23 protein-coding genes are annotated in these 22,217 nt (G+C 72.8%); 10 read left to right on the plus strand and 13 right to left on the minus strand.

Annotated elements, in window-relative coordinates:
* Positions 1 to 48: 48 nt before the first annotated feature.
* Entirely contained in the window at positions 49 to 903 is an 855-nt protein-coding gene (locus ACSUPR_RS12335) for a hypothetical protein (protein ID WP_436891402.1), read from the minus strand.
* Positions 904 to 1,016: 113 nt separating this feature from the next.
* Complete coding sequence (locus ACSUPR_RS12340; RefSeq protein ID WP_436891403.1) at positions 1,017 to 2,498, minus strand: NAD(P)H-hydrate dehydratase; 1,482 nt, start codon at positions 2,496 to 2,498, stop codon at positions 1,017 to 1,019.
* A 142-nt stretch (positions 2,499 to 2,640) separates the two neighbouring features.
* On the opposite strand from ACSUPR_RS12340, the gene ACSUPR_RS12345 reads away from it, so the two are divergent.
* Positions 2,641 to 4,590: an N-acetylmuramoyl-L-alanine amidase gene (locus tag ACSUPR_RS12345; protein ID WP_436891405.1), complete on the plus strand. Its 1,950-nt coding sequence runs from the start codon at positions 2,641 to 2,643 to the stop codon at positions 4,588 to 4,590.
* Positions 4,591 to 4,669: 79 nt separating this feature from the next.
* The gene (locus ACSUPR_RS12350; protein ID WP_436891406.1) at positions 4,670 to 5,068 is read left to right on the plus strand and encodes a hypothetical protein; all 399 of its coding nucleotides are present in this window, start codon (positions 4,670 to 4,672) and stop codon (positions 5,066 to 5,068) included.
* 7 nt (positions 5,069 to 5,075) lie between these two features.
* Here the strand turns inward: ACSUPR_RS12350 and ACSUPR_RS12355 are convergent, their stop codons facing one another.
* Together ACSUPR_RS12355 and ACSUPR_RS12360 are read right to left on the minus strand one after the other, a co-directional pair.
* Entirely contained in the window at positions 5,076 to 5,552 is a 477-nt protein-coding gene (locus tag ACSUPR_RS12355; RefSeq protein ID WP_436891408.1) for an excalibur calcium-binding domain-containing protein, read from the minus strand.
* 192 nt (positions 5,553 to 5,744) lie between these two features.
* Positions 5,745 to 7,109, minus strand: coding sequence for an aspartate aminotransferase family protein (locus ACSUPR_RS12360; protein ID WP_436891410.1), 1,365 nt, complete (start codon positions 7,107 to 7,109; stop codon positions 5,745 to 5,747).
* Between the two features lie 215 nt (positions 7,110 to 7,324).
* Here ACSUPR_RS12360 and ACSUPR_RS12365 point away from each other — a divergent pair, with 215 nt between their 5' ends.
* From ACSUPR_RS12365 to ACSUPR_RS12390, 6 genes are all read left to right on the plus strand, one after another.
* Positions 7,325 to 8,824, plus strand: a complete 1,500-nt coding sequence (locus ACSUPR_RS12365) for a gamma-aminobutyraldehyde dehydrogenase (protein WP_436891411.1) — start codon at positions 7,325 to 7,327, stop codon at positions 8,822 to 8,824.
* 76 nt (positions 8,825 to 8,900) lie between these two features.
* Positions 8,901 to 10,073: an ABC transporter ATP-binding protein gene (locus ACSUPR_RS12370; RefSeq protein WP_436891413.1), complete on the plus strand. Its 1,173-nt coding sequence runs from the start codon at positions 8,901 to 8,903 to the stop codon at positions 10,071 to 10,073.
* A gap of 106 nt (positions 10,074 to 10,179) precedes the next feature.
* Entirely contained in the window at positions 10,180 to 11,445 is a 1,266-nt protein-coding gene (locus ACSUPR_RS12375; RefSeq protein ID WP_436891414.1) for an ABC transporter substrate-binding protein, read from the plus strand.
* Positions 11,446 to 11,469: 24 nt separating this feature from the next.
* Positions 11,470 to 12,327: an ABC transporter permease gene (locus ACSUPR_RS12380; RefSeq protein WP_436891416.1), complete on the plus strand. Its 858-nt coding sequence runs from the start codon at positions 11,470 to 11,472 to the stop codon at positions 12,325 to 12,327.
* Positions 12,324 to 13,163: an ABC transporter permease gene (locus tag ACSUPR_RS12385; RefSeq protein ID WP_436891418.1), complete on the plus strand. Its 840-nt coding sequence runs from the start codon at positions 12,324 to 12,326 to the stop codon at positions 13,161 to 13,163. Before ACSUPR_RS12380 ends, ACSUPR_RS12385 begins: the two co-directional genes overlap by 4 nt.
* 100 nt (positions 13,164 to 13,263) lie before the next feature.
* Positions 13,264 to 14,688: an NAD(P)/FAD-dependent oxidoreductase gene (locus tag ACSUPR_RS12390; RefSeq protein ID WP_436891420.1), complete on the plus strand. Its 1,425-nt coding sequence runs from the start codon at positions 13,264 to 13,266 to the stop codon at positions 14,686 to 14,688.
* A 466-nt stretch (positions 14,689 to 15,154) separates the two neighbouring features.
* On the opposite strand, the gene ACSUPR_RS12395 is transcribed toward ACSUPR_RS12390, so the two are convergent.
* The 8 genes from ACSUPR_RS12395 to ACSUPR_RS12430 form a co-directional block, all read right to left on the minus strand.
* Positions 15,155 to 16,723, minus strand: a complete 1,569-nt coding sequence (locus ACSUPR_RS12395) for a polyamine aminopropyltransferase (protein WP_436891422.1) — start codon at positions 16,721 to 16,723, stop codon at positions 15,155 to 15,157.
* A 40-nt stretch (positions 16,724 to 16,763) separates the two neighbouring features.
* Entirely contained in the window at positions 16,764 to 17,192 is a 429-nt protein-coding gene (locus ACSUPR_RS12400; RefSeq protein ID WP_436891423.1) for a DUF350 domain-containing protein, read from the minus strand.
* A gap of 38 nt (positions 17,193 to 17,230) precedes the next feature.
* Positions 17,231 to 17,575, minus strand: coding sequence for a hypothetical protein (locus tag ACSUPR_RS12405; RefSeq protein ID WP_436891425.1), 345 nt, complete (start codon positions 17,573 to 17,575; stop codon positions 17,231 to 17,233).
* A complete protein-coding gene (locus ACSUPR_RS12410; RefSeq protein ID WP_436891426.1) occupies positions 17,572 to 18,102 on the minus strand; it encodes a DUF2617 family protein in 531 nt (176 codons plus the stop codon). The genes ACSUPR_RS12405 and ACSUPR_RS12410 overlap by 4 nt, the downstream gene beginning before the upstream one ends.
* An 8-nt stretch (positions 18,103 to 18,110) precedes the next feature.
* Positions 18,111 to 18,707: a DUF4178 domain-containing protein gene (locus ACSUPR_RS12415; RefSeq protein ID WP_436891987.1), complete on the minus strand. Its 597-nt coding sequence runs from the start codon at positions 18,705 to 18,707 to the stop codon at positions 18,111 to 18,113.
* Positions 18,708 to 18,885: 178 nt separating this feature from the next.
* Entirely contained in the window at positions 18,886 to 19,749 is an 864-nt protein-coding gene (locus ACSUPR_RS12420) for a sulfurtransferase (protein WP_436891427.1), read from the minus strand.
* Between the two features lie 49 nt (positions 19,750 to 19,798).
* Entirely contained in the window at positions 19,799 to 20,227 is a 429-nt protein-coding gene (locus tag ACSUPR_RS12425; RefSeq protein WP_436891429.1) for a hypothetical protein, read from the minus strand.
* Complete coding sequence (locus tag ACSUPR_RS12430; RefSeq protein ID WP_436891430.1) at positions 20,220 to 20,582, minus strand: hypothetical protein; 363 nt, start codon at positions 20,580 to 20,582, stop codon at positions 20,220 to 20,222. The genes ACSUPR_RS12425 and ACSUPR_RS12430 overlap by 8 nt, the downstream gene beginning before the upstream one ends.
* 138 nt (positions 20,583 to 20,720) lie before the next feature.
* Here ACSUPR_RS12430 and ACSUPR_RS12435 point away from each other — a divergent pair, with 138 nt between their 5' ends.
* Entirely contained in the window at positions 20,721 to 20,909 is a 189-nt protein-coding gene (locus ACSUPR_RS12435; RefSeq protein ID WP_436891432.1) for a hypothetical protein, read from the plus strand.
* On the opposite strand, the gene ACSUPR_RS12440 is transcribed toward ACSUPR_RS12435, so the two are convergent.
* On the minus strand, positions 20,906 to 21,199 hold the full coding sequence (locus ACSUPR_RS12440; RefSeq protein WP_436891434.1) for a hypothetical protein: 294 nt from the start codon (positions 21,197 to 21,199) through the stop codon (positions 20,906 to 20,908). The two genes, ACSUPR_RS12435 and ACSUPR_RS12440, sit on opposite strands and share 4 nt — an antisense overlap.
* Positions 21,200 to 21,452: 253 nt before the next feature.
* On the opposite strand from ACSUPR_RS12440, the gene ACSUPR_RS12445 reads away from it, so the two are divergent.
* Positions 21,453 to 22,202, plus strand: coding sequence for a DUF4352 domain-containing protein (locus tag ACSUPR_RS12445; RefSeq protein ID WP_436891436.1), 750 nt, complete (start codon positions 21,453 to 21,455; stop codon positions 22,200 to 22,202).
* The last annotated feature ends 15 nt before the right edge of the window (positions 22,203 to 22,217 follow it).

A 22,217-nucleotide genomic window follows, 5' to 3' on the forward strand; every position in this document is an offset into this window, starting at 1 on the left:
CGCCGGGGGCCGGAACGGTTTCCTTCCCGTCGGGTGGCCCGCGCCGCCTCAGAGCAAGGCCAGGGCCACCAGTCCCGCGCAGATCCAGGCGAAGAACAGGTCCACCGGGAACGTCCGCTCCCAGGATGTCCGGCGGCCCCCGATTCCCTCGACCAGCGGGCGGGTGCGGGTGACGAAGTCGCGTACCCGGTCGGCGGTCCACCGCCTGCGGCCCGGGGTGCGCGCCCAGGCCGCGGAGACGACGGCGGTCCCGTCGGTGAGGAGCACCGCCACACCGCGCTCCCCCGGTCCGACACGGGCCACGTGCTCGACCGGCACGACCCACGTCCCCCGGCCCCCGTACAGGTACAGATGGGCACCGTCCAGGACGATGCGCGGGACGAGGAACCCCTGGGCGACCACGCTTCCCGCCGCGGCCAGGACGACCACGGCCGCCACGGCGGGCCATCCGCCGACGGTGGCCGCCACCGCGACCGTGCCCGCGGCCAGGGCCGCCAGCAGGACCGCGCCCAGCCTCCGGCGGCCGCGGTCCGCGAGAACGCGCGGCGGCAGCGGGCGAGGTTCGCGGCGGCCGCCCGGCCCCCGGCCGGTGCGCAGGCGGCGCAGCCTGTCGTCGACGGACGGTGAACCCCACATCACGAAGGCCGCGAGCAGGCCGGCGGGCGCGTATCCGGACGTCGGAGCCATGAGCCACACGACCACCCCGATGGCCGCCGCCCCCAGGTAGAAGCGCACGCTGGAGCGGGGCAACAGGACCGACCTCAGCAGCAGCAGGCCCATCCGGTCCACCGGTTCCCCCGAGAACGCGCGGTCCCTGAGGATGATCTGCGCCTCCACGGCGAAAGCGACACCGAGCCCGAGGAGGAAGAGGGCGGCGCCGATCAGGGTGGGGGCAGGGGGCATGGGGTCCGTCCCGTCGGTCGGCAGGAACCCATGGTGCCAGGGCGGTGCGGGCGGGCGGACCGTGCACGGTGGCCGGAGGCGGACACCGTGCATCGTTCCGGGGCGCCCCCGCGTCAGGCGGTCCGGTCCCCGCGGATCTCCAGGAGTGCGGCCGGAATGCCGTCCAGGAGGTCCGAAGCGCTGATCGGGGCGCCCGCCCGGACCAGCGTCGCGGCCCGGCCGTGCAGGTGGGCACCGCACACCGCGGCCTCCGTGGCGGGCAGGCCCGCGGCCATCAGGGCCCCGACGATCCCCGACAGCACGTCGCCGGACCCCGCGGTGGCCAGCAGCGGGGTGCCCGTCGCGTTGGCGACGACCGGGGAGCCCGGGTGGGCGACCAGGGTCGTCGACCCCTTGAGCAGCACCGTGCAGTCCAGCTCGCCCGCCGCGCGGGCGACGTGCTCCAGCCGGCGCGCCTCCACCGCCTCCCGGTCGGTGCCCAGCAGCCGCGCCAGCTCTCCCGCGTGCGGGGTGAGCAGCGTCGGAGCCGTGCGCTCGCGCACCAGCTCCAGCAGGGTGCCGCCGGCCAGGACGGTGATGGCGTCGGCGTCGGCGAGCACCGGGAGGTCGCTCTCCAGCACCACGTGGAGCTCGTCGGCGTTGCCCGGCCGGATGCCGCGCCCCGGCCCGATGACGACCGCGGCGGCCCGGCCCGGGTCCAGGCGGGTGCTGCTCTGCGGGTCGAGGACCTCGGCGACGGCCTCGGGCCAGTGGCCGAGCACCTGGTCGACCACCGGCTCGGCCCCCGCGTAGCGGACCATGCCCACTCCGGTGCGCAGCGCCCCGCCGACGGTGAGGACGGCCGCGCCCCGGTAGGGGGCCGAGCCCGCCCGGACGGCGAGGACGCCCCGGCGGTACTTGTCCGACTCGGCTCCCGGGGCCGGCAGCAGGGCGGCGACGTCGGCGTCGTCGAAGGACAGCAGGGCCGGGCCCGGCAGTTCGGGCCCCAGGCCGATGTCCACCAGGTGCACGCGCCCCGCGCGGGAGGCCCCCGGGTCGACGAGCAGCCCCGGCTTGTGGGTGCCGAACGTGACGGTGGTGTCGGCGCGCACGGCGGCCCCGGCCACCTCGCCGGTGTCGGCGTCCACCCCGCTGGGCAGGTCGACGGCGACCACCGGGGCCGGGGCGTTGGCGGCCAGGACGGCGAGGGCGGCGAACGGGGGCCGAAGCCCGCCGCGTCCGCCGATGCCGAGCAGGCCGTCGACGATGAGGCCGGCCTCGAACAGGGCGTCCTCGGCGGAATCCGGGGAGAGGATCCGCCCGCCCGCCGCCCGCAGGGCGGCCAGGCCCCCCTCGTGTGCGCGGCCCGCGGCGAGGACAGCGCGGACGGCGGCGCCGCGGGAGGCCAGGGCGGCCCCCGCGTAGAGGGCGTCGCCGCCGTTGTCCCCGGGGCCGACGAGCAGGACGACGCGGGACCCGTACACGCGCGGCAGGAGGCGGGCGCACTCGACGGCCAGTGCGGTGGCGGCGCGGTCCATGAGGGCCCCGTCGGGCAGCCGGGCCATGAGCGCGGACTCGGCCTCGCGGACGACTCCGACGGTGTGTGCGTAGCGCACGGGCGGACCTCCCGGGAAGGTGGCGGAAGCACCATCGTGCCGCATGGGAGCGGTGGGGTGCAGGGGGCGCCACGCGGGGGATTCCCGACCGGATATCACCATTCCGCTACACGACGGAGTGTCGCCTTGACACAATGGAGCCATGCCACGACCGAGCAAATACGTGTCCCGGTCCGACCTCGGCTGGGGACCCTCCCCCGCCGGACGCGCGAATCCCCGATCCGGACTGGTCGTCCACTACGACAGTGTCGATCAGAACCTCGCGGGCAAGGCCCACTCGGCCTGTATCTCCTACTGGAACAGCACCCGACGCTTCCACACCGGCCCGAGCAGGGGCTGGGCGGACATCGGCTACTGCGTCGACGAGGAGACGGACATCCTCACCGCGGAGGGATGGCGGAGCCTGGACGCCGTCGCCCCGGGCGACCTCGTCCTGACCCTGGACCACACCACCGGGCTGTCCCGCTGGCAGCCCCTGACGGCGGTGAACGTCTTCCCCCCGGTGCCGCGCGAGCTCCTCCTCATGGAGGGGCGCGGCCACTCGTCCCTGACCACTCCGGGCCACCGCTGGCCGGTGGAGCGCAGGACCGGCAGACCCGGCCGGGACCCGCGCCCGGGCAGCGGGTTCGCGCCCGCCTGGACCACCAGCGAGAAGCTGACCGTCCGCGACCGCATCCGCACCGCCGCTCCCTGCTCCGACCTGCCCGAACAGGCCAAGTGGCCCGACGCCCTGGTGGAACTGGTGGCGTGGGCGTGGTCGGCGCCGGGGTCGCGGACGGTGGTCCGGCGGCCGCTGCGGCGCGCCGCCTGGGACGCGGCCAGGGTGCGCGCCACCCTGCACGCCCTGTTCGGGTCGGCCCGCGAGGACGCGCCGGAGCGGCCGGACACGGTCGCCTGGTGGGAGGAGCACACCTCGGCGGAGGCCGTGTTCCGGCTGTCGGCGGGCGCCGACGCGGCGCTGGCCGAGCAGATGCCGGGGCGGGTGCCCTCTCCCGCGTTCCTGCGGTCGCTGACCCGGGCCCAGCTCGACCTGTTCCTGCGGGTCACCATGACGGCGTCCGGAAAGGACGACCGGTTCCTGGACCGGCCGGACGAGGCGGGCGCGGAGGCGTTCCGGTTCGCCGCGGTCCTGGCCGGGCGGACGGCGTCGGTGCGCCGCGTCCCGCTCGGGGGGTGGCGGGTGGAGCTGTCCGCCGACCGGACACTCAGCCCCAGGGCGGTGGCGGCCCGCACCGACGGGTTCACGGTCGAACGGGTCCGCCACGGGGGCCGGATCTGGTGCCCGACCACGCCGGACGGCACCTGGCTGGCCCGGCGGGCGGGGACGGCGTACTTCACCGGGAACTCGTTCATGGCCTGCCCGCACGGCCACGTGCTGGAGGGGCGCGGGCTGTACCGCGTCCAGGCCGCCCAGCCGGGCGGGAACTCCTCGCACTACAGCGTCACGCTGGCGACCGGGCCCCGGGACCCGGTCACCCCGGAGCAGATCGAGGCGGTCCGGCAGCTGCGGCAGTGGCTGATGGAGCCGGACACCTCCATCTCCGGGAGGGTCCTGGGGCACCGGGACTTCATCTCCACCTCCTGCCCCGGCGACACGGCCTACCGGATGGTCCGGGACGGCACCTTCAGCAAGCCCCCGAGCGGATCCGAAGGAGACGACGACATGCCCAGGCACCGCAGGTTCGAGAAGGACGTCTCCCAGGAGCTGGCCCCGGGGGCGTGGACGAGCCTGAAATTCGACCGGCGCCACGACGGGCGCACCGGGGAGCTGTACTCGCTGGTGGGCGTGGACGAGCCGGACGGCGCACTGTACGACGTGTCGGTGGGGGTGGTGCTGGAGGACCTGGCGCCGGGCACCGAGGTGCACCTGCGCGCCGCGGAGTACGAGTCCGACGGGAAGGGCGGCTGGAAGGTGGCGCGCAACCGGCCGATCGACTCGCCGGTGCAGGCGGCGGGCTACGGGCACTTCACCTACGCCTGGAAGGGCAACCTGGCGGCGGGGCGCCGGGTGCGGGTCCGGCTGGTCCAGTACGGCGACCGCCCGGCGCGGGTCAAGGAGGCCACCGCCGAGGTCTTCTACTGGCCGAAGTGACACGGGCGGGCGGTGGTTGATCGGTGGCCCCCGGGGCCGGATGCTGGACCTGACCGGCGACCGGCCCCGAGGAGTCCGCATGCCCGACCACCACCGCTTCACGAAGGACACCCGCGTCACCCTGGCCCCGGCCACCTGGCACGACATCGTGTTCGACCGCGGCGACGACGGGGCGGCCGACGTCGGGGCGCTGGCCCTGGAGGGGCGCTACGACCTTTCGGTGGGGGTGACGCTGATGGGGATCACCCCGGGCACCGAGGTGCAGCTGCGCGCGGTGGAGTTCGACGCGGGCGGCGACCCGGTCTCCGAGCGCCCGGCGGGCAGCAACGTGCACGCCATCGGCCGGGGCCGGTTCGCGTACGCGTGGAAGGGCACGGTGCCCGGGGGCGGCCGGGTGGGGGTGCGGGTGATCCAGTTCGGCCAGTCCGACGCCCACCTGGTGGCCGCCGAGGCCGACGTCTTCACCTGGCCCGCCTGAGCGGCGGCTACTCGCAGCCGACGCCGTCGCCGTCCCGGTCCAGGTGCGGGCCGTACCCCGGTTCGCCGCGCCGGACGGGGGCGGCTCCGGCGGCACGGGCCGCGTCGCAGTTCTGGTAGTACACCGGCGCGCCACCGCCGCCCTCATCGTCTCCACCGCCCCCGCCGCTCCCGCTCCGGGGGCGCTCGGTCACGGTCTCGGTGACGGTGACCGTCTCGGTGGCGGTGACCGTCTCGGTGGCGGTGACCTCGACCTCGGTCTCGACCTCCTCCGTCTCCGTGGCGGTCGCGGTGACCGTGGCGGTGACGGTGGCCGCGGCGGGCGCGGGGGCGGCGGTGCCGCCCCCTCCGCCCAGGGCCGCGGCGCAGGAGGCGATGACGGCCGTGAAGATCAGGGCACCGAGGCATCCGACGATTCCGAGGCCGACCCTGTTGCCCGTGGACAGGGGGGAGCCGGCGGGCGGGGGGAACGAGGGCGAGGTCATGACCGCTCCGTATCGGGGGAAGGGGCGACGGAGCGGGCGTCGCGGTGCAGGCGGGCCGGGTGGGACCACCGCGGACCGTGGTGGACGACGCTACCCCACCAGATCCCGGCATGTCCCCTTTTTCATGAAACTCCCGGGCATGCGGACGCCCCCCGACCGAGGGGTGCGGGGGGCGTCGCGGGGGTGGAGGGCCTACAGCTGGTGCCAGGCCTCGGTGAGGACCTTGCGCAGGATCGCCTCGATCTCCTCGAACTCCGACGGCCCGCAGGTGAGCGGCGGGGAGAGCTGGATGACCGGCTCGCCGCGGTCGTCGGCGCGGCAGACGAGCCCGGCGTCGAACAGGGCGCCCGACAGGAAGCCCTTGAGCAGGCGGTGCGACTCCTCGTCGGAGAACGTCTCCTTGGTGTCCTTGTCCTTCACCAGCTCGATGCCGTAGAAGAACCCGTCGCCGCGCACGTCGCCGACGATGGGCAGGTCCAGCAGCTTCTCCAGGGTCGCCCGGAACACGGGCGCGTTGCGCCGCACGTTCTCGAGGATGCCCTCGCTCTCGAACAGGTCGAGGTTGGCCAGCGCCGCCGCGGCGGCCACGGGGTGCCCGGCGAAGGTGATGCCGTGCAGGAACGTGGCGCCCTTCTCCTTGAAGGGCTCCATGAGCTTCTCGCGGGCGACCATGCCGCCCAGCGGGACGTAGCCGCTGGTGGCGCCCTTGGCGAAGGTGATGATGTCCGGCACGTAGCCGTACCTGGTGGCACCGAAGTACTCGCCCAGGCGGCCGAACGCGCAGATGACCTCGTCGGACACCATGAGCACCCCGTACCGGTCGCAGATCTCGCGGACCCGCTGGAGGTACCCGGGCGGCGGCGGGAAGCAGCCGCCGGAGTTCTGGACGGGCTCGACGTAGACCGCGGCGATGGTGTCCGGGTCGTTCTGGACGATCGCCTCCTCGATCTGGTCGGCGGCCCACCGGCCGAACGCCTCGATGTCGTCGCCGTGCTGCGGCGCCCGGTAGAAGTTGGTGTTCGGCACCTGGATGGTGCTGGGGACCAGCGGCTCGAAGGGGGTCTTGATGCCCTGGAGGCCGGTGATGGACAGGGCGCCCATGCTGGTGCCGTGGTAGGCGATGCGCCGGCTGATCACCTTGTGCCGGGTGGGCTCGCCGATCGCCTTGAAGTACTGGCGGGCCAGCTTCCAGGCGGACTCCACGGCCTCGGAGCCGCTGGTCGTGAAGAACACCCGCTCGAGGTCGCCGGGGGCCAGGGAGGCGATCCGGTCGGCGAGCTCGACGGCCTTGGGGTGGGCGTAGGTCCAGATGGGGAAGTACGCCAGCTCGCGGGCCTGCTCGGCGATGGCGTCCGCGATCTCGGTGCGGCCGTGGCCGACCTGGCTGACGAAGAGCCCGGCGAGGCCGTCGAGGTACCGCTTGCCCTTGTCGTCGTAGACGTACACGCCCTCGCCGCGGCTGATGACGGGGACGTCTGCGTCGTTGTAGGCGGCCATCTCGGTGAAGTGCATCCACAGGTGGTCCTTGGCGGCCCGCTGGAGGTGCTCAGGACTCATGTGCGCTGCCACTTGGTGCTCCAAGTTCGTCGGTGTCGCGGGGACCACGCTCGGGTCGACCCGGGGGGTCACATGCACGACCCTCTCAATAGAAATAGTCGCACTCATCCGCGTTCTGTCAAGTATCCGTTGAGAAACCTAATCTTTACAACGGAATCCATTGGTAGATCTTGATCTCACCGTTGCCGGGTGGCAGTGTGGCAGATCACAGCGCTATGCGCGCGCCCACCATCCGCCAGTCCGCGCACCGACGCGCTCGACAGACCCGGGAGCAGAGCACCGTGACCCAAGACCTGCGCAACTTCGTCAACGGCGAGTACGTGGACACGGCCGACGGAATCCGCAGCGACCTCGTCGACCCGGCCACCGGGAAGGTCTTCGCCACCGCACCGGTCTCCACCGCCGAGGACGTCGACGGCGCCTTCCAGGCCGCCCGCACCGCCTTCGAGAAGGGCTGGCGCGACTGGACCCCGGCCCAGCGGCAGATCGCCCTCAACAAGTTCGCGGACCGGGTGGAGGAACGCGCGGACGAGCTCGTCGCCGCCGAGGTCCAGAACTGCGGCAAGCCCGTGGAGCTCACCAAGAGCGAGGAGATCGCGCAGGTGCTGGACGCCCTGCGCTTCTTCGCCGGCGCCTCCCGCAACCTCGAGGGGAGGGCGGCCGGGGAGTACATGGCCGACCACACCTCCTGGATCCGCCGCGAGCCCATCGGCGTCGTCGGCCAGATCACCCCGTGGAACTACCCGATGGCGATGGCCGCCTGGAAGATCGGCCCCGCCCTGGCCGCGGGCAACACCGTCGTCCTCAAGCCCTCGGACACCACCCCGGTCTCCACCCTGCTGCTGGCGGAGATCGCCGCCGAGTTCCTGCCGCCGGGCGTCTTCAACGTGGTGGCGGGCGACCGCGACACCGGCCGCGCGCTGGTCGAGCACCCCGTTCCGGGACTGATCTCCCTCACCGGCTCCACCCGGGCCGGGTACGAGGTGGCCCAGGCCGGGTCCAGGGACCTCAAGCGCCTGCACCTGGAGCTGGGCGGCAAGGCCCCGGTCATCGTGTTCGACGACGCCGACGTGGAGCGGGCCGCCGCGGGCATCGCCGAGGCCGGGTACTTCAACGCCGGACAGGACTGCACCGCCGCCACCCGGGTGCTGGCCGCCCCGGGGATCCACGACGACCTGGCCGCCGCCCTGGCCGAGCAGGCCCGCGGCACCGTCACGGGGCCGCCGAGCAACGCCGACGCCGCGTTCGGCCCGGTCAACAACGCGAACCAGCTGGCACGGGTGAGCGGCTTCCTGGACCGGGCCCCCGACCACGCCGAGGTGCTGGCGGGCGGCTCCCGGGTCGGTGAGGAGGGCTACTTCTACGCCCCGACCGTCGTCGCGGGCCTGCGCCAGGGCGACGAGCTGGTCACCGACGAGATCTTCGGCCCGGTCATCACCGTGCAGAGGTTCACCGACGAGGACACCGCGGTCGCGTGGGCCAACTCGGTGGAGTACGGCCTGGCCTCCAGCGTGTGGACCAGGGACCACGCCCGGGCCCTGCGGGTCTCGCGCCGCCTCGACTTCGGGTGCGTGTGGATCAACACGCACATCCCGATCACCGCGGAGATGCCGCACGGCGGCTTCAAGCACTCGGGGTACGGCAAGGACCTGTCCATGTACTCCTTCGACGAGTACACCCGCATCAAGCACGTCATGAGCTACATCGGCGAATGACGCCCCCGGCCGGTCCGCCCGGGCGGACCGGCCGCCACCCGGTACGGAACGAGCAAGCGACAGGACCACCCCCACCATGGCCACCACCAGCACGACAGCACCGGAGACATCCGACGTGGAAACCGCCGACCGGCGCGAAACGGCGATCAGCCTGGAAGGGGTGTTCAAGTCCTTCCGCTCCGGCACCGAGACGGTGAACGCCGTCGACGGCGTCGACCTGGCCATCGAACAGGGCGAGTTCTTCTCCCTGCTGGGCCCCTCCGGCTGCGGCAAGACCACCACCATGCGGATGATCGCGGGTTTCGAGGAGCCCACCCGGGGCGTCGTCCGGCTCAACGGCAACGACGTCACCGGTGTCCCCGCCAACCGCCGCGACATCAACATGGTCTTCCAGAGCTACGCCCTGTTCCCGCACATGAACGTCGCGGACAACGTCGCCTTCGGTCTCAGGCGCAAGGGCGTCGCCAAGGACGAGATCAGGCGCCGCGTCGGCGAGATGCTCGAACTGGTCGAGCTGGGGCACCGGGCCGGGCACCGCCCGTCCCAGCTCTCCGGCGGCCAGCAGCAGCGCGTGGCCCTGGCCCGCGCACTGGTCAACGAGCCCGCAGCCCTGCTGCTCGACGAGCCGCTGGGCGCCCTGGACCTCAAGCTCCGCCAGACCATGCAGGTGGAGCTCAAGCGCATCCAGCGCGAGGTGGGCATCACCTTCGTCTACGTCACCCACGACCAGGGGGAGGCGCTGACCATGTCCGACCGCATCGCGGTGATGAACCAGGGGCGGGTCGAGCAGCTGGGCACCCCGGCGCAGGTGTACGAGCGGCCCGCGACCCGGTTCGTGGCGGACTTCATCGGCACCAGCAACCTCATCAGGGGCACGGTGCGCGGGGAGTCGGGCGGCACCTGGCGGGTGGAGGTCGCCGGCGGCGCCACCGTCCTGGCCGCGGACCTGCCCGAGGCGCTGGCCTCCCAGGGGTCCGGGGCCGTCGGCTCCGCGGTGTACCTGACCGTGCGCCCGGAGAAGGTCCGCATCGGCGCCGAGGAGCCGGGCGGGGACGTCAGCGCCGTCCCGGGGACCGTCGCCGAGACCGTCTACCTGGGGGCGGCCACGCACTACCAGGTGGACATCGGCGGCGGCGAGACCGTCACCGTCTACCTCCAGAACTCCTCCGACTCCAGCCTGGCCGCCGACCGCGGCGACCGGGTGTGGCTGTCCTGGCCCGCCCACCACTCCTACCCGCTGCTGGCCTGACCTCCCGTCCGATCCACGGCCCCGAGGGCGCCGGCCGCGGCCGGCGCCGCCCACCCCCGAAGCCCCCGCCCTCCCCCGGCGGACCACTGGAAGTCAAGGAACGACAATGAACAACCGCTCCCGCGCCGGTATCGACCCCGCACTCCTCCGGGGCCTCACCAGGGCCCGCCGCAGCCCGGTCGGGCCGCCCGGCCTGACGCGGCGGCGCACGCTCCAGGCCGGCGGGGCGGCGGCCGCCGCCCTCGCCCTGTCCGCGTGCGGTGTCGGCGGCCAGCAGCGCGACCCCGCCGCGGACGCGAACTTCTGGGAGGGCAAGGAGCGCACCGGGAACCTGCGCTGGGCCAACTGGCCGCTGTACATGGACTCCGAGCGCACCCAGATCCAGCAGTTCACCGAGGCCACCGGCATCGAGGTGGAGTACAAGGAGGACGTGCAGGAGGCGGCGTCGTTCTTCGGCCAGATCCAGCCCAAGCTCGCCAACGGGGACGACCTCGGCTACGACCTCATCGTGCTGCCCAACGGGTTCGAGCTGGCCAAGCTCATCGAGCTGGGCTACCTCGTCCAGCTCGACCACGCGCGGCTGCCGAACTTCGCCGAGTACGCGGGCGAGATCTACAAGAACAGCGCCTTCGACCCGGGCAACAGGTACACGGTGCCCTACACCTCCGGCATCACCGGAATCGCCTACAACCCGGAGTTCGTCGACCGGGAGATCACCAGCATCCAGGACCTGTGGGACCCGGCGTTCGAGGGCAAGGTCGGCATGTTCGCCGACCCGCAGGAGATCGCCAACTTCGGCCTGCTCGCCAACGGCGTCAACCCGGCCGACTCCACCGCCGAGGACTGGGAGGCGGCCGCCGAGAAGCTCCGCGAGCAGCGCGACTCCGGCATCGTGCGCGCCTACTACGACCAGGACTTCATCCAGCCGCTCACCAACGGCGACCTGTGGCTCACCATGGCCTGGTCCGGCGACATCTACCAGCAGAACTCCGAGGAGGGCACGAACCTGAAGTTCGTCGTCCCCGAGGAGGGCGCCACCCTGTGGACCGACAACCTCATGATCCCGTACACCACGAAGGCGCCGGTGGACGCGATCGAGCTGATGGACTTCCTGTACGAGCCGGAGATCGCCACCGGCCTCACCGAGTACATCGCCTACATCCCGCCGGTCCCCCACGCCCAGGAGGTCATGACGGAGTGGGCCGCCGCCGAGGGCGACGGGGAGCGGGCCGAGGCGCTGACCGAGATGGCCGGAAGCCCGCTGGTCTTCCCCACCGAGGACGACTACCAGAAGCTGCACAACTTCGTGGTCCTGCCGACCGAGGAGCAGGACGGGTTCTCCTCCCTGTTCCAGGCCATCACGCAGAGCTGACGCCGAACGAACCCGAGACTTCCCATGAGAAACCGCAAGCTGACGCCCTACGTGCTGGTGCTCCCGGCGTGGACCTGGCTGGCGCTGTTCTTCGTGGTCCCCATCGGGGGGATGCTGTCGCTGTCGCTGACCACGGGCAACGTGGTCACCGGCTTCCAGCAGACCTTCGCGGTGGGCAACTACGTCGACGCCATCGGGACCTACTGGGAGCAGATCCTGCGCTCCCTCCTCTACGGCGGCTGCGCCACCCTGGTGTGCATCGCCGTCGGCTACCCGATGGCGTACTGGATCGCCTTCAGGGGCGGCGCCTACAAGTCCACGTACCTGCTGCTGCTCCTGCTGCCGTTCTTCGTGTCGTTCGTACTGCGGACGATCTCGTGGCGGTTCTTCCTGTCCGACAACGGGGTGCTGCTGGGCACCTTCAAGGACCTGGGGGTGCTCCCGGACGGGTTCGCGGTGCTCAACACCGCGCCCGCCGTGATCCTGGGCCTGGCCTACAACTTCCTGCCGTTCATGGTGCTGCCCATCTACGCCGTGCTGGAGCGGATGGACCCGCACCTGGTGGAGGCCGCGCAGGACCTGTACGCGAACCGGGTGCGGGCGTTCGTGCACGTGATCCTGCCGGTGTCGCTGCCGGGCGTGTTCGCGGGCGTGCTGATGACGTTCATCCCGACCAGCGCCGACTACGTCAACGCGTCGGTGCTGGGCGGTACCGACAACACGATGATCGGCAACGTCATCCGGACCCAGTACCTGGTCAACAACAACTACCCGATCGCCGCGTCGATCACCTTCGTGCTCATGGGGCTGCTGCTCGTCGGCATCTTCAGCTACGCCAGGGCCCTGGGCACCGAACGGGTCATGGAGGTGCACACGTCGTGAGCGCCACGCTCGACACCGAGGACCGCGGCGGCACCGCCGCACCGGGGCGCGAGCCCCGGGCCCGGCGCCGGACCGACTGGGGCCGCTGGTACACGTGGGCCGTGCTGGCCTGGCTGTTCGCGCCGATCCTGTTCATGGTCGTGTTCAGCTTCAACGACCCGGCGGGGCGGCACAACATCACCTGGCAGGGGTTCACCCTCGAGTGGTACGCGAACGCGTTCGCCTACCCCGACCTCAACCAGGCGATGTTCAACTCGGTGACCATCGCGCTGCTGACGATGGTCGCCGCCGGGCTGCTGGGCACCCTGCTGGGGCTGGCCCTGGGCCGGTTCGACTTCCGGGGCAAGCAGCTCACCAACCTGGTGATGTTCGCGGCGATCAGCGCCCCCGAGGTGGTGCTCGGCGCCGCCCTGCTGTCCACGTTCCTGATGCTGAACATCACCACCGGGTACTGGACGACGGTCATCGCGCACGTGATGTTCTGCGTGTCGTTCGTCGCCATCACGGTGCGGGCCCGGGTGATCACCCTGGACCCGAGCCTGGAGGAGGCCGCCCGGGACCTGGGCGCCGGCCCCTGGGACACGTTCCGGCTGGTGACGCTGCCGATGCTGTTCCCCGCCGTGATGGCGGGCGGGCTGCTGGCGTTCGCCCTGTCCATCGACGACTACATCATCACCACGTTCGTGAGCGGCGACGTGAACACGTTCCCCCTGTGGATCTGGGGCGCCACGCGCGTCGGCATCCCCCCGCAGGTGAACGTCATGGGCACGCTGTTGTTCGCGGTCGGGCTGACCATGGCCGTCATCAACATCATCGCGGCCAGGCGCCGGGCCTGACGCGGTCCCCGGGGCACCGGACGGGCGCGCGTCGCCCGGACGGTGCCCCGATCCGTATCCGACATCCCTTTCCCACCACCGACGGAAGTGTGTGATACCCATGGCCGACGCGGTCACCGCAGGGGCCTCCGGGGCGCTGGAGGGCGCCCTCCCCAGGGTCTTCTGGCTCGATCCCGATGTGCCCGGCCACGACGTGCCCGAGGCCGCGCCGGCGCTGGCCGGCGACGTGTTCGCCGACCTGGCCGTGGTCGGCGGCGGGTACAGCGGGCTGTGGACGGCGCTCGTCGCCAAGGAGCGCGACCCCGGCCGGGACGTGGTCCTGGTGGAGGCGCGCACCGCGGGGTGGGCGGCCTCCGGGCGCAACGGCGGGTTCTGCGCCGCCAGCCTCACCCACGGGTACGACAACGGCGCCGAGCGGTGGCCGGAGGAGATCGGGGAGCTGGAGCGCCAGGGCCGCGCCAACCTGGACGCCATCGGCGAGGCGGTGGAGAGGTACGGCATCGACTGCGACTTCGAGCGCACCGGCGAGCTGCTGGTGGCCACCGAGCCCTGGCAGGCCGAGGGGTTCGAGGAGTCCGCGGCGGCGATGACCGCGCTGGGGCACCGGGCGGAGGTGTGGGACGCGGAGCGGACCCGTGCCGAGGTCGCCTCGCCCACCTACGTGGGGGCCCTGTACGAGCCGGACGGGGTGGCGATGCTGCACCCCGCCAAGCTGGCGTGGGGCCTGCGGGAGGCGTGCCTGCGGCTGGGGGTGCGGATCTTCGAGAACACCCCCGTACGGGCGATCCGGTCCACCCCGGCCGGGCTGCGGCTGGAGTCGCGCGGCGGGGCGGTTCACGCGCCCAGGGTCGCCTGGGGCACGGGGGCGTTCCCCGGCCCGCTGCGGCGGCTCAAGCACTACCTGGCACCGGTGTACGACTACGCGCTGGTGACCGAGCCGCTGAGCGCCGCCCAGAGGGAGTCCCTGGGGTGGAAGGGGCGCCAGGGGATGTCGGACGCGGCGAACTTCTTCCACTACTACCGGCTGACGGCGGACGACCGGATCCTGTGGGGCGGGTACGACATCGTCCACCACTACGGCGGGAGGGTGCGGCCGGAGTACGACCAGCGGCCGGAGACCTTCCAGAAGCTCGCCGAGCACTTCTTCGAGACGTTCCCGCAGTTGGCGGGGGTGCGCTTCACCCACTCCTGGGGCGGGGTGATCGACACGTGCAGCCGGTTCTCCGGGTTCTTCGGCACCGGTTACGGGGGGAGGCTGGCCTACGCCGCCGGGTACACGGGGCTGGGCGTGGGGGCGACGCGGTTCGGCGCCCAGGTGATGCTCGACCGGCTCGACGGGCTGGACACCGAGCGGACCCGGCTGCGGATGGTCCGGGAGAAGCCGCTGCCGTTCCCGCCCGAGCCGGTGCGCTCGGTCGGCATCGACCTGACACTGCGGGCGACCGCGGCCGCCGACCGCAACGGCGGCAGGCGCAACCTGTGGCTGCGGGGTCTGGACGCGGTGGGTCTGGGCTTCGACAGCTGACGTTCTGCGGCGGTTCGTACGGCGTGTCGGAAAAGGGTTGGTAGGGCGGGGTAAGGGATTGCCCGGGGCGGCGCGGCGAGCGCCACGCTCCCCCGCGGTGGGCCAGGATGGACCCGGTCGCGGGACGTCCTCCCGCACCGTCCCCACAGGCCACCGCGCGGCCGCCCACCGGCCCGACACATGAGGCTGCGCGGTGTCTGTCCGCTCCGGCCCGGGTGCGCCCGGGCCGGGGCGCCGGCAGGGCGCCCGGCGGGGTCCGGGACCGGAAGGGCCCGGCTCCGGGGCCGCGGCCGCACACCCGCGGGGGGACGCGGCGGAGCGCGGACCCGGAGGACGGCGGCGTCTCCGGGGGGCTGCACACGGGGCGGCACGGCGGAACCGCGCATCCGCGGACGGAGCGCGGCAGGACGCGGCGGGACGCCGCCCGCGGGCCCCGGGGGCGCGCACCGGCGGCCGGGTCCGGGGCTCAGTAGCCGCGCCAGGCGCCCTGGTGGTAGCCGATGATGCGCGGGTGCATGAGCGTGGACGCCTCCACCTCTTCGCTCTCGCGGCGGTCCCGCGGGAACACCTGGGCGGCCTCCAGCAGGGCCTCGTCCAGGAAGCGCAGCGGCGGCGCGTCCTCGGGGATGCGCAGCTCGGGCGTGCCGTGCACGGTCGTCAGGTAGAAGCCCCAGTTCCCGAAGGACGGCACGTCCACGTTGTAGGGGGTGGCGGGCAGGCCCGCCTCCTCCAGGGAGCGGCCCACGCTCCAGTAGGCGTCCGGGGCGAAGAACGGCGACCCGGCCTGCACCACCATCCGCCCGTCGTCGGCCAGGGAGTGGCGGGCCAGGGAGTAGAACTCCACCGAGTACAGCTTGGACGGGCCCACGTCCTGGCCGTCGGGCAGGTCGGCGACGATGACGTCGAAGTCGCCGCGGTTCTCGCGCAGCCACTGGAAGGCGTCGGTGTTGACCACCTCCACCCGGGGGTCCTCGAAGGAGCCCCCGTTGAGCCCCGTGATGACCGGTTCGGTGGAGGCCAGCTCGATCACCGCCGGGTCCAGGTCCACCAGGGTCACCGACTCCACGTCCTCGTAGGCGAGGATCTCGCGCAGCGCCAGCCCGTCGCCGCCGCCCAGCACCAGGACCTCGCGGTGCGGGCCGGCCATCGCCGGGTGGACCAGGGACTCGTGGTAGCGGTACTCGTCCAGGGTCGAGAACTGGAGGTCGCCGTTGAGGTACAGCCGCACGTCCCGGCCGTCGACCGAGCGGGTGAGCACGATCTCCTGGTAGGCGGAGCGCTCGGCGTGCACGATCGGGTCGCGGTACATGGCCTGCCGGGCGTCCACCTCGAACCGGTCGGCGTACAGGTACGCCAGGCCCAGGAACGTGATGATGACGACCAGGCCCGCGGCGAGCCCCGCGTACGCGCGGCGGGACAGCTCGGCGCGGAACAGCCACAGCACCACCGCCACGCCCACCACCGCGTTGAGCGCGCCCACGGCCAGCGCGCCCTTGGGCAGGCCCAGCAGCGGCAGCAGCAGGAACGGGAACGCCAGGCCGCCGATGAGGCCGCCCACGTAGTCCGCGGCGAAGAGGTCGGCGACCGCCTCCGACGCCTCCTGCCTGCGGATGCGCTGGATGAGCGTCATCAGCAGGGGGATCTCCATGCCGATGAGCATGCCGATGACGAAGGCCAGGAGCACCAGGGCGGGCTGGTAGGCGGAGAACCACGCGAAGGCCCCGTAGAGCAGCAGCACCGACAGTCCGCCGACCAGGGACAGCAGGCCCTCGATGACCGCGAACGCCACCGCGGGGCTGCCCTGGAACCGCTTGGACAGCAGCGACCCGACGCCCATGGCGAACACCATCACCGACAGGACCACGGAGGCCTGGGTGATGGTGTCGCCGAGCAGGTAGCTGCCGATGGCGACCAGTGCCAGTTCGTACACCAGGCCGCAGGCGGCGCAGACGAACACCGCGGTGAGTACGAGGAACCGGGCCACCCGGGGAGGCACCGGGAGCCGGGACCGCTGGGGGGCCGGTGTCTCGATCACGATGGGTACTGCTTTCTGTGCTGTTCGGGACCCCGCCGCGTCAGGTGAGGGCGGCGGCGACCACCACGGCGATCGCCAGGTGGGCGGAGGCGCTCACCCAGGTGGCCGGGTGCGGCTCGGGGTTGCTGATCATGTGGGAGATCTTGGCCGGGATGAGCAGGTCGATGAGGAGGAACGACAGGGCCATGACCCCCAGGCCGATCAGCCCGTAGACCGCGGTGGAGAGCAGCCCGGCGCCCAGGCCGATCTCCGAGTCGCTGGAGAGGATGGCCGTGGTGACGATGACGGCCACGCCCAGGGTGTTGGCGGACACCAGGATCACGGCGTTGGGGTTGCGCTCCTCCCAGATGAGCTTGTGCAGCTTACCCGGGGTGAGCAGGTCGATGAGCAGGTAGCCCACCGCGAGGATGGCGATGCCGACCCCGGCGTAGGCGAGGGCGGCGAGGCTGTTGAAGAGGATCTCGTTCATGTCCAGGTCTCGTTAGGGGATGGGGTGGTCGGACGGGGTCACTTGCCGAAGCCGGTGCCGCCGCCGCGGAAGCCGCTGCCGGAGCTGCTGGAACCGCTGGAGCCGCTGGAGCCGCCGCGGTAGCCGTCGTCGTACCTGCTGCTGGAGCCGCCGAAGAAGAAGAATCCGCCGCCGGAGGAGCCCGACGACGAGCGCTCGCACTCGTCGTCGTCATAGGCGGGGTCGGAGACGTAGTCGTCGTCCGGGCAGTAGGTGTCGTTGGAGTTGCCGCTGCAGGCCGCCAGGAGGATGAGCAGCAGCAAGATACCGCCGATCACCACGAACACGGTGATGATGGTGCTGTTGTTCTTCTCCGGCTGCGCATGGCCGTGCTTGTAGGTCATCTGGTCTCTCCGCGGGGGTGGGCGGACACGGTGGAGTGCGTGGTCACGAGTTCTCCGCTCTGGGGGTAGACGTGCCAGGTGCGCCAGTGGAGCGGGCCCCCGTGGTCGCACGCGCCGTCGAGGGACAGGTGCAGCGCGGTCACGGCCAACGGGTCACCGGGGAAGGCGACGAGGAGCCCGCCGGGGTCGTCGGCGACCTCGCGGTGGAGGCGCTCGACCCGGCGGGCGAGTTCGGTGCGTGCGAGGGTCTCCACCCGCGAGTCGAACCGGTAGCGGCCCGCCGGGTGTTCGGCGCTGCCCGGCAGGGCGCCGTCGACTCCCGGCAGGCAGGCCACGGTCTCCACCAGGCCGCCCCCCGCCGCCGCGACGGCGACCTGGTGGGAGGCGCCGAGCACACGCAGCTCGACCCCGGTGCCGCCGACCCGCAGGGAGCGGACGGCGAGGGGGTCGACCAGCGGGTGGTCCAGCGTCCAGACCAGGTCGTCGGCCCGGGTGTCGACGAAGGGGGCGCTGATGCCGACGCGCATGGGGTGGATCAGCTCCCCGGGTAGATGGTGAAGGTGCCCTCGGCGACCCTGGTGCCGGTGCTGACCTCCCAGGGCCCGTGGTCGAACCGCTCGAAGGACAGCAGGCTCCCGTCCTCGCCCTCGTAGTCGGCGTAGTCGAAGCCGCCCTGGGCCTTGAGGCCGGTGGTGCCCTCGGAGCGGTAGGAGCCGCTGCCCTTCTCCTCCAGGCGGTACGTGACGCCCTCGAGCTCGATCTTCTTGCCGTGGGGGGTCAGGTCCAGGTCGGGGCGGCCGGTCCACAGGGCCATCTCCAGGTCGGGGTCCTCCTCGGTGGAGAGCCAGCGCTTGCCGCCCTCGACCTCCAGGAAGTGCTCGGCCCAGACGTAGCCGCCCTGCGAGAGGCGCAGGGTGCCGCGGATCCAGGTGCGTTCGGTGCCCCAGTCGATCATGTCCCCGGCCTTGAGCGTGCGGGGGTCGCCGGCGGTGCTGTCACCGGTGCGGGCGAAGGGGTCGTGGGGCGCGCGCGGGGGCGGTGGCGGGGTCTGCGTCTTACTCCGCAGAGCCGCGCGCACGGCGAAGATGACGGCGGCGACCGCGACCGCGAGGGCGGCGATCACCAGGAGCATGATTTCGATGGCCACTGGTCCTCAGTTTCGCGTGGGGGAGCCTCGTCGTCGGCCCTGGCCCGGGCCGGGCAATCCTACTGGCAGGTCAGACGCCCCGACAGCCCGGGAGGTTCCACTCGGTTCCGGACACGCGAAGGGCCGCCGGCGCGTGTGCGCGCGCCGGCGGCCCTCCTCCCGGTCACCGCTCCCGGTCCGCCGAGGGGTCTCCGGTCTCCACGGGCAGGGAGTCGTCGGCGCCCCACAGGCTCCAGGAGCCGGGGTAGAGCCGGGGCGCGTCGTAGCCCGCGTGCTCCAGGGCGAGCAGGTCGTGGCAGGCGGTGACGCCGGAACCGCAGTAGGCGGTGATGGTGACGGCGTCGTCGGCGCCCAGCGCGGCGAACCTCTCGCGCAGCGCCTCGGGGGCGGCCAGCAGGCCGTCGGGGCCGAGGTTGCCGGTCCACTCGGCGCTGCGGGCGCCGGGGACGTGGCCGGGGCGGGCGTCCACCGGCGCGGGCTGCTCGCCGGTGTAGCGGCCGTACGCGCGTGCGTCGAGGACCAGCTGCCCGGGCTCGCCCGCGGCGGCCCGGACGGTGTCGGTGTGCACGACCCGGTCGGCGGGCCAGTGCTGGGGGGTGCGGTGCGCCGGGGGCGGAGTGTGCTCCCCCTTCTCCAGCGGCCCCGTCCAGGCCTGGAGGCCGCCGTCGAGGAAGGCGGCGGGGGTGCCCAGCACGCGGAGCATCCACACCAGGCGGGCGGCGACGGACCCCCCGGCGTCGTCGTAGACGACCACCCGGGAGTGGTCGCCGATGCCGAGGCGGCCCAGGGTGTGGGCGAAGTCGGCGGCGGCGGGCAGCGGGTGCCGCCCGCCCTCGGGGCTCGCCGGGGCGGCCAGGTCGGCGTCCACGTCGGCGAACACCGCTCCGGGGAGGTGTCCTGCGAGGTAGGCGTCGCGGCCGGAGCGGCCGTCCAGGTACCACCGGGAGTCGACCACGACCACCCGGTCGAGGTTCGCGTGGAGCCAGTCGGCCGAAACGGCGACCGGCAGGGGAAGGGGCTCTGACATGGCCCCAGGGTAGCGGTGGGGTCACGCCCGGGTCACGGGCCGGGCGTGGTCAGCCGCGGTCGAGCCGGTGCACGTGCAGGATCCACCACAGGCCCAGGGCCGGCAGGACCAGCGGGATGAAGAAGTAGCCGCTGCCGAACCCGGACCAGACCGTGTCGTCGGGGAAGGCCTCGGGGAACAGCAGGCCGGCTGCGCCCACGGCCAGGACCCCGACCATCTCGACGCTGCACGAGACCAGGGCGACGCGCCGGGAGGTGCGGCCGGCGCGGGCCAGGCCGACGGCGGCGACGATGTAGACGACCCCGGCGAACACCGACAGCAGGTAGGCGACGGGGGCCTCGTCGAACTTCGTGGCCAGCTGGTAGACGCCGCGGGCGGTGGCGGCGAGGGCGAACACGCCGTAGACGGCGACCAGCAGGCGGCCGGGGCCGGTGCGCAGGGTCCTGGCGGTCACGGGGGCCGGTGCGGGCTCAGGCAACGGGGCTCCAGAGCTGTTCGAGGCGGACGAACAGGACGGGCAGGATCAGGCAGGCGAACGCGATGACGGCCGGGCCCCACTTGCTGCGCTCCATGAAGCCCCACACGGCGCAGGCGGGCGGCAGCAGGACGACGGTGGCCAGGTAGGAGACGAACATGGCCGTTTCGGCGGGGGTCTCCCCGCCGACCATGGCGGCGACGGTGGCGACGGCCTGGCCGATCACCAGGAGCCACAGGACCCCCATGCCGACCAGGTGCGGGACGAGCATGGGCCGGTCGCGGAAGGTCGACACGAGGCACCACCCGGCCATCGCCAGGGAAACCATCTGAATGGCCATGGTCAGCCACTCGACCATGCCGACTCCTCCCGCCGATCCCGTCCGCCCAGGTCGGCGGCGCGTTCACGACACACGGTAGTACCGCCGGCGGACCGCACGGCACGGACCCACCCCGAACGGCTTCCGGGCGGGGTCCGGTTCCGCTACGGTGCGGGCATGAGCGCAGACCGCGACGACACCGCGATGAAGCCCTCGGGGATCTGCCGGGCGGGGCACCACCGGTGGCGGCACGACCCGACCGGGGGGAGGCGCCGGATGTGCGTGCGCTGCCGGTCCATGTCGGTGATCAACTACCCCTGCGGCACCGACTGCCTGGAGTGCCACTCCCCGGAGGAGGAGTCCTAGATCCTCTTGGTGAGGGGCAGCAGCAGGGCGTCGCGGACCTTGTTCCACTCGACCGCGGCCAGGCCGCCCACGCCCAGGTCCTCCACGACCGCGCCGATGGAGCGCAGGTCGTACTCGTCGCCGAGCTCGCGGTCCCCGTCCCGCTGCTCGTGCACGAGCCCCGAGACGTAGCGGCGCAGCTCGTCGGAGCCGACGGCGGCCGCCGTCCGGGCCGCCTCGTGCCACCGGGCGTCGTGGGGGATCCAGGAGGCCACGACCTCCGTGGGGGTGGGGTGGTAGTCCGTGCGCATAGGCGCAACGTACCAAGGCCGGGCGGCCCCCATCAGGGCTTCCGTGGCGCAGGCCACCGGAGTCTTGTGCGAACCGTCGGGGGCTCGACATCATCCGATGGAATGATGGAGGGTACGGTCGCCATGGCGGCTCCGCCGCCACCGCCGACCGGCGGGCGGTGTCCTCCACCGCCGCGTGTGTTCCGTCCCGGGCACACCGCACCCTTCCGCGGCGCACACCAGCCGTCCCGCATCCGAGACCGGAGCACTCACGATGTCCTACCCCAACGACCCGTCCGGCCCGCAGCCCCCCTACGGCGGTCCTCCCGGCCAGCCCCCGTACGGCCCGACCGGGGGCCAGCCCTCCTACGGTCCTCCCGGCGGCCAGCCGCCCTACGGCGACTCGACCGGCGGGTACCAGTCCTACGGCGCCCCCGGCGGCCAGCCGCCCTACGACCCGTACGGCGCGACCGGCGCCCCGCAGCAGAAGAAGGGCATGTCCACCGGCGCCAAGGTGGGCATCGGCGTGGGCGCGGGCTGCCTGGGCCTGATCGTGATCGTGGTGGTGATCATCGTCGTCATCGCGATGGCCTCCGGCGGCGACGACACCTCGGTCAGCAGCGCCCCCACCTCCTCCCAGACCACCGAGCCGGGCACCCCCGACGAGGAGGCCCCCGCCGAGGCCCCGGCCGAGGGGGTGGGCCTGACCGCGACCAGCGCGGGCACCGTGGGCGGGACCCTGGACCCGAACGAGGTCTACACGGTGCTCGACGTGACGTTCGTGAACAACTCGGGCGAGCCCCTGCCGCTCAACCCGCTGTACTTCACCTACATCCTGGACGACGGCACCGAGGTCGTCGACTGGGAGCTCTTCGCCGACATCCCCATGATGGAGGCGACCGACCTGGCGCCGGGCGAGCAGTTCACCGGCCAGGTCGCCGTCGCGGGCGAGGTGACCGTTGCCGAGGTGCACTACGACCCCTACTTCGGCATGGAGGACCCGATCGTGGCGCCCGTGCAGTAGCGGTCGCCCCGCGGG

This window comes from Nocardiopsis dassonvillei (genome assembly GCF_964273065.1).
GTDB classification, from domain to species: Bacteria; Actinomycetota; Actinomycetes; order Streptosporangiales; family Streptosporangiaceae; genus Nocardiopsis; species Nocardiopsis dassonvillei_B.

Excerpts from the sequence above, each read along its gene's own strand:
- ACSUPR_RS12335 (WP_436891402.1), bottom strand. The coding sequence starts at position 903 with ATGCCCCCTGCCCCCACCCTGATCGGCGCCGCCCTCTTCCTCCTCGGG.
- ACSUPR_RS12345 (WP_436891405.1), top strand. The coding sequence starts at position 2,641 with ATGCCACGACCGAGCAAATACGTGTCCCGGTCCGACCTCGGCTGGGGA.
- ACSUPR_RS12350 (WP_436891406.1), top strand. The coding sequence starts at position 4,670 with ATGCCCGACCACCACCGCTTCACGAAGGACACCCGCGTCACCCTGGCC.
- ACSUPR_RS12355 (WP_436891408.1), bottom strand. The coding sequence starts at position 5,552 with ATGACCTCGCCCTCGTTCCCCCCGCCCGCCGGCTCCCCCCTGTCCACG.
- ACSUPR_RS12360 (WP_436891410.1), bottom strand. The coding sequence starts at position 7,109 with ATGAGTCCTGAGCACCTCCAGCGGGCCGCCAAGGACCACCTGTGGATG.
- ACSUPR_RS12365 (WP_436891411.1), top strand. The coding sequence starts at position 7,325 with ATGCGCGCGCCCACCATCCGCCAGTCCGCGCACCGACGCGCTCGACAG.
- ACSUPR_RS12370 (WP_436891413.1), top strand. The coding sequence starts at position 8,901 with ATGGCCACCACCAGCACGACAGCACCGGAGACATCCGACGTGGAAACC.
- ACSUPR_RS12375 (WP_436891414.1), top strand. The coding sequence starts at position 10,180 with ATGAACAACCGCTCCCGCGCCGGTATCGACCCCGCACTCCTCCGGGGC.
- ACSUPR_RS12380 (WP_436891416.1), top strand. The coding sequence starts at position 11,470 with ATGAGAAACCGCAAGCTGACGCCCTACGTGCTGGTGCTCCCGGCGTGG.
- ACSUPR_RS12390 (WP_436891420.1), top strand. The coding sequence starts at position 13,264 with ATGGCCGACGCGGTCACCGCAGGGGCCTCCGGGGCGCTGGAGGGCGCC.
- ACSUPR_RS12400 (WP_436891423.1), bottom strand. The coding sequence starts at position 17,192 with ATGAACGAGATCCTCTTCAACAGCCTCGCCGCCCTCGCCTACGCCGGG.
- ACSUPR_RS12405 (WP_436891425.1), bottom strand. The coding sequence starts at position 17,575 with ATGACCTACAAGCACGGCCATGCGCAGCCGGAGAAGAACAACAGCACC.
- ACSUPR_RS12410 (WP_436891426.1), bottom strand. The coding sequence starts at position 18,102 with ATGCGCGTCGGCATCAGCGCCCCCTTCGTCGACACCCGGGCCGACGAC.
- ACSUPR_RS12415 (WP_436891987.1), bottom strand. The coding sequence starts at position 18,707 with ATGCTCCTGGTGATCGCCGCCCTCGCGGTCGCGGTCGCCGCCGTCATC.
- ACSUPR_RS12420 (WP_436891427.1), bottom strand. The coding sequence starts at position 19,749 with ATGTCAGAGCCCCTTCCCCTGCCGGTCGCCGTTTCGGCCGACTGGCTC.
- ACSUPR_RS12430 (WP_436891430.1), bottom strand. The coding sequence starts at position 20,582 with ATGGTCGAGTGGCTGACCATGGCCATTCAGATGGTTTCCCTGGCGATG.
- ACSUPR_RS12435 (WP_436891432.1), top strand. The coding sequence starts at position 20,721 with ATGAGCGCAGACCGCGACGACACCGCGATGAAGCCCTCGGGGATCTGC.
- ACSUPR_RS12440 (WP_436891434.1), bottom strand. The coding sequence starts at position 21,199 with ATGCGCACGGACTACCACCCCACCCCCACGGAGGTCGTGGCCTCCTGG.
- ACSUPR_RS12445 (WP_436891436.1), top strand. The coding sequence starts at position 21,453 with ATGTCCTACCCCAACGACCCGTCCGGCCCGCAGCCCCCCTACGGCGGT.